We start from the raw sequence: 13,284 nt of genomic DNA on the forward strand, positions 1-13,284 counted from the left end.
TTCCACATCAAAGCGATTTTAGGCCTCAGTAATGGGTAAGAGTACGTCGTACCGCACTTTGCAACCAAAGAACTTGAAGGAGGCCCACCCATGGAAAGAAAATCGTATGACATTATCATTATAGGCAACGCCGCCGCAGGTACTGGCGCCGTGGAAAGCATCCGCAGCCTCAGACCCGACGCGTCGGTGCTCATGATTACTTCAGAGCCTGAACTCGGCTATTTTAGGCCGATGGTCAGTTATTACCTCTATGACGCCCACAAGCCCAATTACTTCTATCTTCACCCGAGGGAATGGTACGAGGACAACCGGATTGACCTGTGCCTCGGAACTACAGTCACCGAACTTCTTCCGGCAGAAAAGTGCCTTAAAACCCAGGATGGGGCACAGTACAATTACGACAGGCTGATCCTTGCAAGCGGCAGCAGAAACAACGTGCCGCCCATCCGCAATATCGACAAGGCCGGGGTCTTTACGGTGCGGACCAAAAAGGACGCGGACGACATCAAGGACTATGCGAAAAATGTCCAGGAGGCCGTGGTTATTGGCGGCGGGCTTCTCGGACTTGAGTTTGCCTGGGGACTGAAAACCCTGGGCCTGGACGTCACCGTCCTGGAAATTGCGGACCGTCTGCTGCCTCGCCAGCTGGACCACGAAGGTTCCCGGCTGTTTGAGGAAGGCGTTTTGAAAACGGGCATCAAAGTCCGAAAGGAAGTCAAAATCCAGGAGCTGATTGGCAAAGATGCTGTTGAGGGCGTGCTTATTGGAGAGGGCGCCGGAGAAATTATAAATGCCCAGATGGTCCTCGTTTCCGCGGGGGTCAAACCCAACAAGGAGCTGGCGGAAGCAGCCGGTATTGCCTGCAGCCGCGGCGTTATTGTGGATGAGGCTATGAGAACCAGTGCTGAGGGCATCTATGCGGCTGGAGACGTCGCGGAGGTGGGTGGCACTGTCTTTGGACTTTGGCCAATGTCGCTGGAAATGGGCAAAGTGGCCGGCACAGGCGCCTCGGGAATGGACGCTGCCTGGAAAATGACCGTGCCGTCCAGCATTTTCAAGAGCATGAATATGCAGGTGTTTTCAGTCGGAGACATCATGACCTTTGAATCCAAAGGCCTCCGGAGCATCACAGATTACGACAGACACAGCGGTGTCTATAAAAAACTTTACTTCGAAGACGGGGTCTACGTCGGCGGGATCCAAATGGGCAGCCTGAATAAGTCAGGCGTAATGCAGAAGTCCATAGGCAAAGGCGTCAGTGTGGCACAAATGGTAGAGGATGTTATAGAGAAATAAGAGACGAGAGAGGGAATTGGATAAAGCTCCAATTCCCTCTCTCGTCTCTCACTTTTTTGATGTGGAAGTGGGTGTCGATAGGCGCTAGCCGCTGCGGCTGGCGCCTATCAACCCCCAGTTCCTCTTTGAAACTCGGGGTCGATAGAAACTCGGTGTCAGACACCCAGTTTCTTTTTTTCATCCATCCATCCATCCTTATTCCGCCAAACCAGCCTTTTTCAACAAATGCTGATAGGTTCTCCGGTCAATGACCTCTCCCTGCAGAAGTCTCACTTCATAGTTTTCATTGCCGGCAAAAGCCTCGTAGGCAGCTTTCAGCGGCCCCTCAAAAAAAAGGGCTGCTTCGTGGCTTTCCACTGCATAGCCCAGGTTCTCCAGTGCCTTTCGGAGCTTCCCGGCAATCTCAGGTGTTACATCAAGGTGGTCCTTCTTGGCAGGTGCTTCAAAGTACATTTCGTGGAGGGTCAGCAGATGCTCGAGCTTTTCTATAGGCTGCGGATCATCATCTACCCGCAGGTCGATCGCACGGTCATTATAGCCTCCGTAACTGCCGTTCTCCCGGACAATCAGCAGAGCGGCGGACTGTCTGCCGCGGCTGTCGCCCCCGGCGTTCTGGGCTGCCTTCAAAGCCTCCAGCAACCGTCTGGCCAAGGTTCCCTCCGTGCTTTCGAAAGTATCCGCCAAGGCTGTCACGGTGTCCCCACTGACCAATATATTGCCCTGGCAGGCATAGTTGTCGCCGTAGAGTCCGCCTGCCCACAGATGGCAGCGCTCTCCTGTATAGGAAACGGCGTTGCCCTGAGCATCCACAATGCCGACCTGGCGGTCTTCCCTGCCTTCATCCAGCGCCAGCAGTGCCTTCAGAGTCTCATCCGCAGTGTAGCCCTTCTTTAGAAGCGCCAGGCCAATCTCACCGTAATCCAGGTTGGCGTAGGCTTGTGTGGCAATAGCGCCCACGTTGGCTTTAGCCCAGGGCACCACGGCCCCAACAGCCAAAAACTTGGACTGGACGGCAACGCCCAGCTCTTGGGTGACCGGATCCCGGGCGACAATGGAAAAAGTTGAGATATTCTTCATAGTCATAACGCCTCCTCGCGTAAAGTGCAAAGCAACCGAATTATCCTATAAATATCCTTTGCCGCACTATCCAAACAAAAGAAAAAGGGACAGACCGGCGCCCCCATGATCCGGCGCACACAGAAGTTCTCTGCGGCGCCCCTTGGGTTTGTCAGGCTGTCCCTTTATAATGTTATTTCGAAAACTGCAGGATCATGTGAATAATGTGCTCCATCCGCTCCGCTTCGACCTTGCCGTCCTCATCCGGATCCAGAAGGCACTCCAGGGCATGGCTTTCCATAACCATAAGGCCAATCTTGTGCACCGAGGACTTAATGGCGAGGATCTGGGTCAGAACATCCTCGCAACCCTTGCCTTCATCCACCATCTTTTCGATGCCGGCAATGTGGCCTTTGACTGTTCTGAGGCGGTTGATGATGTCCTTGCGGTTTTTTTCCATTGATTTTTCGTTATACAGCTCCATAAAACTGCCTCCTTTAGATAAAGAGGTTCACGTCAGCCTCTTCCGCAGCGCCGAGGTAGGTTGCGACACCAGAGTATTCAATGCCGTCGATCAGCTCTTCTTTTTCAACGCCGAGCACATCCATGGACATGGTACAGGCGATCATGCGTACGCCGTTTTCAAGAGCTTGTTGAAGCAAGGTCTCAAGGGTATCAACATTCTTGCTCTTCATGATGTTTTTCATCATCACAGGACCAATGCCGAACATATGCATTTTGGACAGTCCAAGCTTAGTGGTGCCCTTTGGCAGCATAACACTGAACATTTTGGCCATGAAGCCCTTTGGTACTGATGGCGGGTTGGCCTTCTTCAGGATATTCAGACCCCAGAAGGTGTAGAACATGGTGACTTTTCTGCCCATAGCAGCTGAACCGTTGGCTATGATCAGGGCCGCCAAAGCCTTGTCGAGATCGCCGCTGAAAACGACGAGGGTTTTGTCGTTTGGAAGCTCCGACAGGTTATGTGCCGGTTTGTGCTCGCTGGTGCCTTTCATGACGTTGGCGAAAACGTTTTTCTTGTCGCCTTTGCCGGAAGAGAGGAGCGTGTTGCCGGTCTTCCTCGCCCAGGTCGCAATATCATTGACGAAACCAGGATCTGTCGCGGTGACTTCCAGGACATCCCCTGGCGCCATTTCTTCCATGCGTTTGTAGACCTGGAGGATCGGGCCTGGGCACTGGAGTCCGCAAGCATTGAGTTTGATGACATTGCCGGTCTGTTTGACTGCCCTTGAGATGATCTCGCCAGAATCGGTGAGCTCAGACTCAGCCGGCAAGCCACAGCTGCCGCCATCCGCGCCGCCGCAGAGAGAACCGCCGCATTTGTCAATATTGGCCGGGTCTTGGCAAAAGACATTTTGGAAAGTCGTAAAGCCCCCGCTGAGGTTGCGGACATCCTCAAAGCCAAGCTGCTTCAAAATACGGGCCGCAATGTAGCCGCGAAGACCTACAGCACAGTATACCACGATGGTTTTGCTCTTGTCGAGTTCGCCGTGACGCGCTCTGAGTTCATCCACAGGAATGTTGACCGAGCCGCCGACATAGCCGAGCTCTCGCTCGACAGCGTCGCGAACGTCAACCACGATACTCTTTTCAGGATCGAGGGCATCCAGTTCATGCCACTGAATGACTTTAAGATCGCCTTTAAGGATGTTTTCTGCGGTGAAGCCTGACATGTTGACCGGATCCTTGGCGGAAGAGTATGGCGGTGCGTAAGCCAACTCGAGTTCTTTCAGATCTTCTATAGTTCCGCCAAAGCGGATGGCGGTTGCAATGACGTCAATGCGTTTGTCGACGCCCTCGTAACCTACGATTTGGGAACCCAGCACTTTGCCCTTGACGTCGAAGATGAGCTTGAGCGCCATCGGCAGAGCACCTGGGTAGTAGCCTGCATGGGACTTGGAGTGAATAATGGAGGTCCAGAAGTCGATGCCGTAGACTTTGCCCGCGCGTTTCAGGGATTTTTCGTTGACGCCTGTGCTGGCGACTGTGAGGTCGAAGACCTTGGCAATGGACGTGCCTTGCGTGCCCTTGTAGACTTCATTAGCGCCGGCGATGTTGTTGGCCGCGATTCGGCCTTGCTTGTTGGCAGGGCCCGCGAGCGGCACCATAGCCTTGATGCCCTGGACGAAGTCCGTGACTTCAATGGCGTCGCCAATCGCATAGATGTTCGGGTCGCTGGTCTTCAGCGTGCCGTCGACCACAATGCCGCCGCGCTCGTTAAGCTCGAGGCCGGCATCCTTCGCGAGCTGCGTCTGAGGACGGACGCCTATTGAAAGGAGTACAATTTCCGCGTCCACTTTAGCGCCGCTGGCTAAGGTTACTGTAGTGATGCCGTTGTTGTAGTTGAATTCCTTGACGCCGTCGCCGAGTCTCAGGTCGACGCCTTTATTTCTTAGGTGTGCGTGGACCTGCTGCGCCATCTCGAAATCGATTGGTGCCATGACCTGGTCCAGCATCTCGATCACGCTGACCTGAATGCCGCGGTCCCAGAGGTTTTCCGCCATCTCGAGACCAATAAAGCCGCCGCCTATAACCGCTGCGCGCTTTGGCTTGAGGTTGTCGACAAAGCCCTTGATCGCATCTGTATCCGGAATGTTCCAAAGGGTGAAAATGTTCGGGTTGTTGATGCCCGGAATTGGCGGCTTGAGCGGCGTAGAGCCCGGTGAAAGGACCAGGACGTCGTAGCTCTCTTCGTAATTTTGCCCGCTGGCCAAATTGATGACCTCAATGGTCTTCTTCTCGCGGTTTATGCTGAGGACTTCATTTTGAACGCGTACATCAATTTCAAAGCGCGCCTTCATAGCCTCCGGCGTCTGTACAAGCAGCGCCGATCGCTCTTCAATAGTCTCGCCGATATAATACGGCAGGCCGCAGTTCGCAAATGAAATGTATTCGCCTTTCTCAAACAAAATAATTTCTGCGGTTTCATCCACACGTCTGAGACGTGCTGCCGCACTTGCGCCACCGGCGACACCGCCGACAATCAATACTTTTTTTCCCACTTTGAACCCTCCAATTAGGTTTAAGTTAGTTATTATGTTTAGTTTTCCACTTACCCCCACCCCTGTGGGGGCGACTATAGTTTTAATATACGCTTGCCTAACTAGTTTGTCAATAGATTATCAGCATGAATTCCACAATAAAGTGACACGATAAAAACAATAAAAACAGACACCCCGCCAGGAGGGAGTTCCCGGCAGGGTGCCTTATGTTTCATTGGAGTATTGGAGTATTGAAATCTAAAACGCTTTAATTAACTTTAGTTTCAGCTTCAGACTAAGCCATGAACAGCTTGATGTCGTCCTCAACGGAACCGATGCCTGCGATGCCGAACGTATTCACGAGTACATTTGCAACGTTAGGTGACAAGAACGCAGGAAGTGTTGGTCCAAGGTGGATGTTCTTGACGCCGAGGTACAGAAGGGCGAGAAGAACGATGACAGCCTTTTGCTCGTACCATGCGATGTTGTAAGCGATTGGAAGATCATTGATGTCATTGAGCTCGAAGACTTCCTTGAGCTTGAGGGCGATGACGGCGAGAGAGTAAGAGTCATTGCACTGACCAGCGTCGAGGACTCTAGGAATGCCGCCGATGTCGCCAAGCGGAAGCTTGTTGTAACGGTATTTCGCGCAGCCTGCTGTCAAAATGACGGTGTCATTCGGAAGCGCCGCAGCAAATTCTGAATAGTAGTCGCGGTCCTTCATACGGCCGTCGCAGCCTGCCATGACGAAGAACTTCTTGATTGCGCCGGATTTAACCGCGTCAACTACTGCACCTGCAAGCTCAAAGACCTGAGCGTGGGCAAAGCCGCCAACGATTTCGCCAGTCTCGATCTCAACCGGAGCTGCGCAAGTCTTAGCCATCTCGATGACTGCTCTGAAGTCCTTAGCGCCGCCTTCAGGACGGTCTGCAATGTGAGGGCAGCCCGGGAAGCCAGCTGCGCCCGTTGTGAAGAGCTTGTGCTTGTAGCTGTCCTTAGGAGGGACGATACAGTTGGTCGTCATGAGGATAGGGCCATTGAAGGACTCGAACTCCTCATTTTGCTTCCACCAAGCATTGCCGTAGTTGCCGACAAAGTGCTTGTAAGCTTTAAATTTAGGATAGTAGTTCGCAGGAAGCATCTCACTGTGCGTATAAACGTCGACGCCAGTGCCTTCTGTTTGCTTGAGGAGCTCTTCCATATCGCGGAGGTCATGGCCTGAAATCAGGATGCCCGGATTCTTGCCAACGCCAATGTTGACTTTTGTGATCTCCGGATTGCCGTATGTGGACGTATTGGCTTTGTCGAGAAGCGCCATCACGTTGACACCGTATTCGCCCGTCTTGAGGACCAAAGCCACGAGCTCGTCCGCAGAAAGCGCGTCATTCGTCGTTGCGACGAGGGCTTCTTCAGCGAAAGCGGCGATCGTCAAGTCTTCGTAGCCGAGGTTCATAGCGTGCTCAGCGTAGGCTGCCATACCCTTGAGGCCATAGATGATCAACTCGCGGAGGGAGCGGACATCTTCATTTTCAGTCGCGAGGACACCAACGCTTGTCGCTTTGGCGTCAAACTCAGCCTCTGTAGATGCTGTCCAAGTAGCGGACTCATGTAAATCAGCAGGAATTTCAACGCCGTTAGCAACGAGAGCGGCTTTGATTTCCTCACGGAGCGCAAGTGCGTCCTGGATGCGCTTAACAAAAGCGGCTTTGTCAAAGTTAGCGTTCGTAATAGTAGTAAAGAGGCCTTCAACGATGAAACGGTCCGTTCTCTTTGGAGAGAGGCCCTTTTCACGAGCGATCAGGTCGAATTTTGAAATGCCTTTAAGTACGAAAACGAGAAGGTCCTGAAGGTTAGCGACGTCCTCCGGCTTGCCGCAGACACCACGGATGGTGCAGCCTACGCCTTTGGAAGCTTCCTGGCACTGGTAACAGAACATGGACATAAATCAATCTCCTTTCAAGCTGTTGTTAAGGGTTTGATGTAAACTTCTTAACCCCACTATAGCTCTTTATATCCAACTTAGCGGTAACTCAAGTTACACATCTTAAAAACATCGGCTTTTTATTTTAAATGTTCACAAACGTTTTTTGCCGATGGTCACCCAACCCCACACCCTCCCATTTACCAAAAGCAAAGCGGCGGCCCTGGTAAGGGGGGCCGCCGCTTCTGGTCAATCTATAAAATCTCACCATTTTGTTTAATGGTCACTTCACTGTACGGGAAGATCCTTCCGGACTGGAGCATCGCGCTCTTGACCGCATGTGTGATCCCGGAGCAGCACGGCACTTGCATGCGCACCACGGTGACCGACTTCAAATCGTTCACCGTGAACAGCTCCGCCAGCTTGTTGATGTAGTGCTGGTTGTCGTCCAGCTTTGGACATCCAATCAGCACCACTCTGCCTTTTACGAAATCCTTGTGGAAGTCCCCGTAGGCAAAGGCCGTACAGTCCGCTGCGATCAACAGGTCCGCATTTTTCAGAAATTCAGCGCGCGTGTTGACCAGATTGATCTGAACCGGCCAAGTTGTCAGCTCGGATGGTCTGACCCCCTCCGTCACCGTCTGAGCGGGTGCCGCTGGTTTCATCACCTGATCCATAGCCTTACGTTCTATGGTCATTGGTTTTGAGCTCGGGCAGCCACAGTCGCAGCCGCAGTCATCCTCTGCTTTTACTACTGCGCTTGCCTTTGGCGCACTATGGAAGCCCGTTGGTGGAGGCGTAAACCCAAATGGCGCTTTTGCGGCCGAGAGTCTCGCGTCCACTGCTTCCTGAGAATACTCGTCCGCCTCACGCTCGATGATCTCAATAGCACCGGTCGGACAAGCCGGTAGGCAGTCCCCCAGACCATCACAATACATGTCGCTCACCAGTCTTGCTTTTCCATTTACCAACTCAATGGCGCCTTCATGGCAGGCGTCCACACATAGTCTGCAGCCGTTGCAAAGCTCCTCATTGATTTCGACGATTTTTCTTTTCATTCTTAATCTCTCCGTTCTATCTATGACCGTTATGTAAATTTCACGTCAGAATACAGTCCAGCACTTTGTAATTTTTTCATTTCAGGCATTCTTACAAACAAGTTTAACGCCTTGAACTTATGCTTAGATTATATTAATCTTAAACTAATATGTATGTAACCCACGTTACAAAATGAGAAAAGGTGATAAAAATGAGCAATTATTTAACTATATTGAAAGACTGCCGCCTCTTCACCAATCTCCACGAGGGGCAGATTGCCCACCTGCTCAATGTCCTCGGCGCCAAGGCCATCGCCTATAAACGGGATGCCACCATTGCCATTGAAGGCGACAAGTGCGACCGTCTGGGGATTGTCCTGGACGGCAAGATCGACCTCCAGAACATCCTGCCCTCCGGCAAAGTCGTCACGCTGATCCAGTTTGGACCTGGGGAAGTCTTTGGCGAGGCACTAATTTTCTCGAAGCAAACCGAATATCCCATCACCATTCTCAGCGCCACCGCTTCCACCATTATGTTTATCGATAAAAAGGAAGTCGTCTTTCTTCTCACCCACCATCCCGTCCTCTTGGAAAATTTTCTGGGACTCCTTTCAGACAAGCTCTTCCTGATGAATAAGAAAGTCAAAGTTCTGGCTCTGGAAACTATCCGTCAGAAGATCTGCGACTTTATCCTGAAGGAGTACAAAAAACAGAAAAAGCTGAAGCTCGATATCCCTTTTACCCGAAAGGAAATGGCCGAACTCATGTCCCTTCAGCGCCCCTCCCTTTCTCGAGAGCTGATCAATATGCGCGAGGAAGGTTTGATCGACTTCGACAAGCACACAATAGAAATCCTGGATTTGGAAGGCATCGAGCTCGAAATCTTATAAGACCCTTGTTTTGCCGATGGTCACCGCAGCCACACCCACTCACAGGTGTGGCTGTTTTTTTTGGTGAGGAAGTCGGTGTCAGACACCTTTTTCCTCATTGGAAGAAGGTGTCTGACACCGACTTCCTCCAACACCGACTTCCTCCACACAAAAAAAACCCTTTCTCCAAGCCGGAAAAAGGGCGCATTATCATGATTCACTTTATATTACACTAGGCTTTAAGGAGCTCGTCCAATCTGGTTTTGTCAAAGCCTTGAACCACTTCGTCATCCACATAAATGACAGGTACGCCCATAAAGCCTTTGGACATCAGTTCTTTTCTTGCAACCGTATCCGTTGAGACATTCTTCTCTTCAAACTCAACATTGTTTTCCTTCAAATAATTCTTAGCAAGGTGGCAGTAACTGCAGGTGGAGCTCGTGTAGACCACTACTTTTTTGCCCATGCCATATCCCTCCAATTTCAGATTAGCAGCGGGATCCGCCATACTGCGAGCGAACCACAAAGCCTTTTGAGAAAAAGTTTTTCATGAAGTCGATTTCAAAAGTCTTGAACTGGTCTTTGAGGTCTTTTTCAACCATGAGTTTTCCGTTGCCAAAGTCTTCTGTGTAGTCATTCTCTTTTTGCTCATCCAGAGCAATGCCGAAAACGGGGCCGCCTCAGCCAATGCCGCGGACGAAGACGCGGAAGTTCATAGCGGTGTTCTTGCGGGTTTCAAGCGTATTTATGAGTTCTTTCTTAGCTTCTTCAGTCACTTTAAAAACCATGTTATACCCTCCTTAAATCCCCCTGGGTGGGGGGTTGTCTTCATAATAAACCATGGGGGGGTATTTTGTCAACACAAAATTTTAAGCAGACACCGCTTCCGCTTTGACCTTCACTTTCTCATTTGAATCCTCAAAGTCGACCTCGTTTTCTTTATTCCCTGAATTGATTATAGTTAAACACTGACGAACTTTATACTTTAATACCGTATTTTCATTCGCTTCAAAATTCGCGCATCCCCAAAAACAGGGTTATTTTAGGATGTTCAGTGATTAATACGTTCGCTTATACACATGATCCACAGGTTATCCACAGTTTTCCACAACCTTGTCCACAAAAAGTGTGAACTTTCCTGATTATCATTCTCAGATTACTCCGTGAAACGAAGTCATGCACTTGGAAATAGGAGGGTGGGATGGCTGGTGGGATGGCTGGGTTAGGAGACCATCGGCTAATGTATTTAAGAGCGTCAAGGGATAGTGTATACTGGTAACGGAAAGGAAGTGACACCATGACGGTCTGGAAATCCCACGGTCTGCGCGGCGACGCCCTCGAATCGCTGCTGCTGAAGACCCACGACTATTACCGCTCCAAGCAGCTGGCGCGGATCGACAAAATTCACGTGCCCGTCAAGGTGGTGGAGCTGGACGAGCGCGGCATGATCACCAAAGCCTATTTTGAGAAGAAGTCCACTATAGACTTCCAGGGCGTGATCCAGGGTGTGGGCGTGGCGTTTGAAGCCAAGGAGACCCACCAGAAGAATCTGCCCCTTTACAATATTCACGAGCATCAGGTCGAGTTCATGCGGGACATTGACCTCCAGGGCGGGCTGACCTTTATCATTGTGCATTTCAAATTCAATGATACTTACTTCCTTATTCCGTACGAGGTCGTGCGGCATTACTATTATGGAAAGACGCGCAAATCCATTCCCTACAGCGCCATGAGCGAGCAGTACAAGATTGAGCTGTCTGCCATGGGGGTGCTGAACTATCTTCCGGCCCTCAATAACTACGTGAGGGAGAAGATGAAGCAAAAGGAAAAATAAAAAGAGGTGCCGGCTCCCCAGTTTTTAAAGCGGGATCCGGCACCTTTTCTCATATTCAGCAGTTTTATTTAAGTTCCTCAAATGCATTCGCGAGTCTTGCAAAGGCCTCGATCGTCAGCGCCTCACCGCGAAGGTTCGGGGCGATCTCGACAGCTTCCAGGACTTCCAGAATCTTATCCTTTGGCATGGTCAGCCCGGCACTGAGGGCGTTGAGCAAAGTCTTGCGCCGCTGGCCGAAGGCCGCTTTGACAACTTTGAAGAAAAAGTCCGGATTGAGCAGTTCGACGCAGGGCTTCTCACGAAGCTTTAAGCGAATCACGAGACTTTCGACGTTTGGCTGGGGCATGAAGACCGTCGGCGGCACCTTTTGGACCACGGCAGCCTCGCAGTAATACTGCACCGCTATGGACAGCGAGCCATAGGCCTTTGTGGACGGGGATGCCGTCATCCGCTCTGCGACTTCCTTCTGGATCATAACCACAATCTCAGACACCGGCAGCCGTTCCTCGAGAAACCGCATCAGAATAGGCGTTGTAACGTAATAGGGCAGATTGGCGACGACCTTGGGCTTTCTATCACCAAAGTGCTCTGTTAAGAGTGCTTTGACATCAACCTCCAGAATGTCCCCATGGACGACCTCGACGTTATCGAGCCCCTCCAGCGTTTCATTCAGGACGGGCAGGAGGCTGGAGTCGATCTCCACCGCCACGACCTTTTCGGCATGAGCTGCCAGAACCTGGGTCATGACGCCAATCCCCGGCCCAATTTCCAGGACCATGTCCTCCGGACCGACCTCTGCATTGGCAACGATCCGGTTCACGGTGCCCTCGTCGATCAGGAAGTTCTGACCCAGGCTTTTCGAAAAGCGGAAGCCGTATTTGTCCATAATATAGCGTATGGTGGATGGTGAAGTGAGCTTCAGCATGTCTCCGGGCCTCCATTTTCAAGATCAATTGCGTTCAGTGCCTTATCGAATTCCTCCCGGGAAACCCCAAAGCGGTTGAGCCTGAGCAGGAATTGCTTGCCGTTGCCATAGCCAATGCCCAGAAGCTTTCCCATTTTATCCCTGCGCTCGAGGGCGCCGGGGCCCCCCTCCAGGCCGTTCTTGATCAGATCTGACTTCGTAAAAACATCCACGGGGTTCTCCACCCAGGTTCTGACCTTCTCGAGAGCTGCCAGAATAGCCTGCGGATTGGCGTTTTCAATGCCAATATCCCCTTCTGAAGTGGCATCCGCCCGGGACAGGTAGGCGTGCTTCGCGCCAGGCACCCGCAGCTTCAGGCGTTCGCGGATCCTTTCTCCCATGAAGTCGGGGTCTGTGAAGATGATGACGCCGCAGCGGCGGTCCGCCTCTTCAATGGCGCGAAAGGTGGTTTCCTTGATGCCGTAGCCGCTGGTGACTATGATCTGGGCGTCTACCGCCCGCTTCACCGCCCGTTCGTCGCTGCGGCCCTCGACGACTATGACTTCCTTGACCCGCATCATTTGACAGACCTCGGGTCCCGGATGCCAAAAAAGCGCAGACCGTTCTGATAAGTGGCCTCGGCGGCCTCTTCCAGGGTAATGCCCCTGATTTTGGCCACCATGTCGCAGGTGTGTCTGACATACATAGGCTCGTTGCGCTTACCCCGGTGTGGCTCGGGCGTCAGGTATGGGGCATCGGTTTCGATCAGCAGGCGGTCGAGGGGCACCTGTTCCACCACGCTGACGGTCTTGTGGTTATTCTTGTAAGTCACCGGTCCGGCAATGGAGATATACGCACCAAGCTTGACATACTCTTTCGCCAGCTCTGCGCTGGAGGAATAGCAGTGCATCAGGACGCCGTGGTCAAACGCCTTCTCCGCTTTAAGTGTCTTAAAAATCTCTTCGTGGGCTTCCCTGTCGTGAATGATGACGGGCATGCCCAGACGCCGCGCCAAGTGGAGCTGTTCGATAAACCACTTGCGCTGCACCTCCGGCTCGGAGAAGTTATAGTGAAAATCGAGGCCAATTTCTCCGATGGCCACGACTTTTTCCTTTTTCGCCAAACTTTCGATCATGGCCAGCATGGCCTCGTCCATGGTTTTCGCGTCGTGGGGGTGAATCCCGACCGCTGCATAGATGAAGTCATAGGTTTCGCTCAGCTTGACGGCGTCCATGGAACTCTCCAGACTCGCGCCGGGATTGACCATCAGCGAGACGCCGTTGCTCTTGGCGCGGTTGATGACAAACTCACGGTCGTTCTCAAATTTTTTTGAATCCAAGTGGGTATGGGAATCAAAGAGCATTT

General features: G+C 51.9%; 12 protein-coding genes. 3 read left to right on the forward strand and 9 right to left on the reverse strand.

Features of this window, described 5'->3' with window-relative positions; genetic code table 11:
- Positions 1-90 precede the first annotated feature (90 nt).
- A complete protein-coding gene (locus OEL90_RS06290; RefSeq protein WP_291400845.1) occupies positions 91-1,296 on the forward strand; it encodes an NAD(P)/FAD-dependent oxidoreductase in 1,206 nt (401 codons plus the stop codon).
- 195 nt (positions 1,297-1,491) lie between these two features.
- Here the strand turns inward: OEL90_RS06290 and OEL90_RS06295 are convergent, their stop codons facing one another.
- From OEL90_RS06295 to OEL90_RS06315, 5 genes are all read right to left on the reverse strand, one after another.
- Positions 1,492-2,373 (reverse strand): DUF1028 domain-containing protein, encoded by an 882-nt coding sequence (locus OEL90_RS06295; RefSeq protein ID WP_291400847.1) that lies wholly within the window; start codon positions 2,371-2,373, stop codon positions 1,492-1,494.
- Between the two features lie 172 nt (positions 2,374-2,545).
- Positions 2,546-2,836 carry a metal-sensitive transcriptional regulator gene (locus tag OEL90_RS06300; RefSeq protein ID WP_291400849.1) on the reverse strand — a complete coding sequence of 97 codons (291 nt, stop codon included), beginning with the start codon at positions 2,834-2,836 and terminating at the stop codon, positions 2,546-2,548.
- A 13-nt stretch (positions 2,837-2,849) separates the two neighbouring features.
- Positions 2,850-5,375 (reverse strand): FAD-dependent oxidoreductase, encoded by a 2,526-nt coding sequence (locus OEL90_RS06305; RefSeq protein WP_300687581.1) that lies wholly within the window; start codon positions 5,373-5,375, stop codon positions 2,850-2,852.
- A 274-nt stretch (positions 5,376-5,649) separates the two neighbouring features.
- Entirely contained in the window at positions 5,650-7,296 is a 1,647-nt protein-coding gene (gene hcp / locus OEL90_RS06310) for a hydroxylamine reductase (protein ID WP_300687583.1), read from the reverse strand.
- A 233-nt stretch (positions 7,297-7,529) separates the two neighbouring features.
- Positions 7,530-8,333: an ATP-binding protein gene (locus OEL90_RS06315; RefSeq protein WP_300687585.1), complete on the reverse strand. Its 804-nt coding sequence runs from the start codon at positions 8,331-8,333 to the stop codon at positions 7,530-7,532.
- 191 nt (positions 8,334-8,524) lie between these two features.
- Between OEL90_RS06315 and OEL90_RS06320 the strand changes: the two genes are divergently transcribed.
- A complete protein-coding gene (locus OEL90_RS06320) occupies positions 8,525-9,202 on the forward strand; it encodes a Crp/Fnr family transcriptional regulator (RefSeq protein WP_291400857.1) in 678 nt (225 codons plus the stop codon).
- 211 nt (positions 9,203-9,413) lie between these two features.
- Here the strand turns inward: OEL90_RS06320 and OEL90_RS06325 are convergent, their stop codons facing one another.
- Positions 9,414-9,647 carry a glutaredoxin family protein gene (locus OEL90_RS06325; RefSeq protein ID WP_291400859.1) on the reverse strand — a complete coding sequence of 78 codons (234 nt, stop codon included), beginning with the start codon at positions 9,645-9,647 and terminating at the stop codon, positions 9,414-9,416.
- Between the two features lie 831 nt (positions 9,648-10,478).
- Between OEL90_RS06325 and OEL90_RS06330 the strand changes: the two genes are divergently transcribed.
- Complete coding sequence (locus OEL90_RS06330) at positions 10,479-11,015, forward strand: Holliday junction resolvase RecU (RefSeq protein ID WP_291400862.1); 537 nt, start codon at positions 10,479-10,481, stop codon at positions 11,013-11,015.
- A gap of 64 nt (positions 11,016-11,079) precedes the next feature.
- Here OEL90_RS06330 and rsmA read toward each other — a convergent pair whose 3' ends face one another.
- The 3 genes from rsmA to OEL90_RS06345 are packed head-to-tail and all read right to left on the reverse strand — an operon-like array spanning position 11,080 to position 13,282.
- Positions 11,080-11,940 (reverse strand): 16S rRNA (adenine(1518)-N(6)/adenine(1519)-N(6))-dimethyltransferase RsmA, encoded by an 861-nt coding sequence (gene rsmA, locus OEL90_RS06335; protein ID WP_300687587.1) that lies wholly within the window; start codon positions 11,938-11,940, stop codon positions 11,080-11,082.
- Positions 11,934-12,500 carry a ribonuclease M5 gene (gene rnmV / locus OEL90_RS06340; RefSeq protein ID WP_291400865.1) on the reverse strand — a complete coding sequence of 189 codons (567 nt, stop codon included), beginning with the start codon at positions 12,498-12,500 and terminating at the stop codon, positions 11,934-11,936. The genes rsmA and rnmV overlap by 7 nt, the downstream gene beginning before the upstream one ends.
- Positions 12,497-13,282, reverse strand: coding sequence for a TatD family hydrolase (locus tag OEL90_RS06345; RefSeq protein WP_291400866.1), 786 nt, complete (start codon positions 13,280-13,282; stop codon positions 12,497-12,499). Before OEL90_RS06345 ends, rnmV begins: the two co-directional genes overlap by 4 nt.
- Positions 13,283-13,284 lie beyond the last annotated feature (2 nt).

Origin of the sequence: Acidaminobacter sp. (genome assembly GCF_030247605.1) — a bacterium.
Classification (GTDB): Bacteria; Bacillota; Clostridia; order Peptostreptococcales; family Acidaminobacteraceae; genus Acidaminobacter.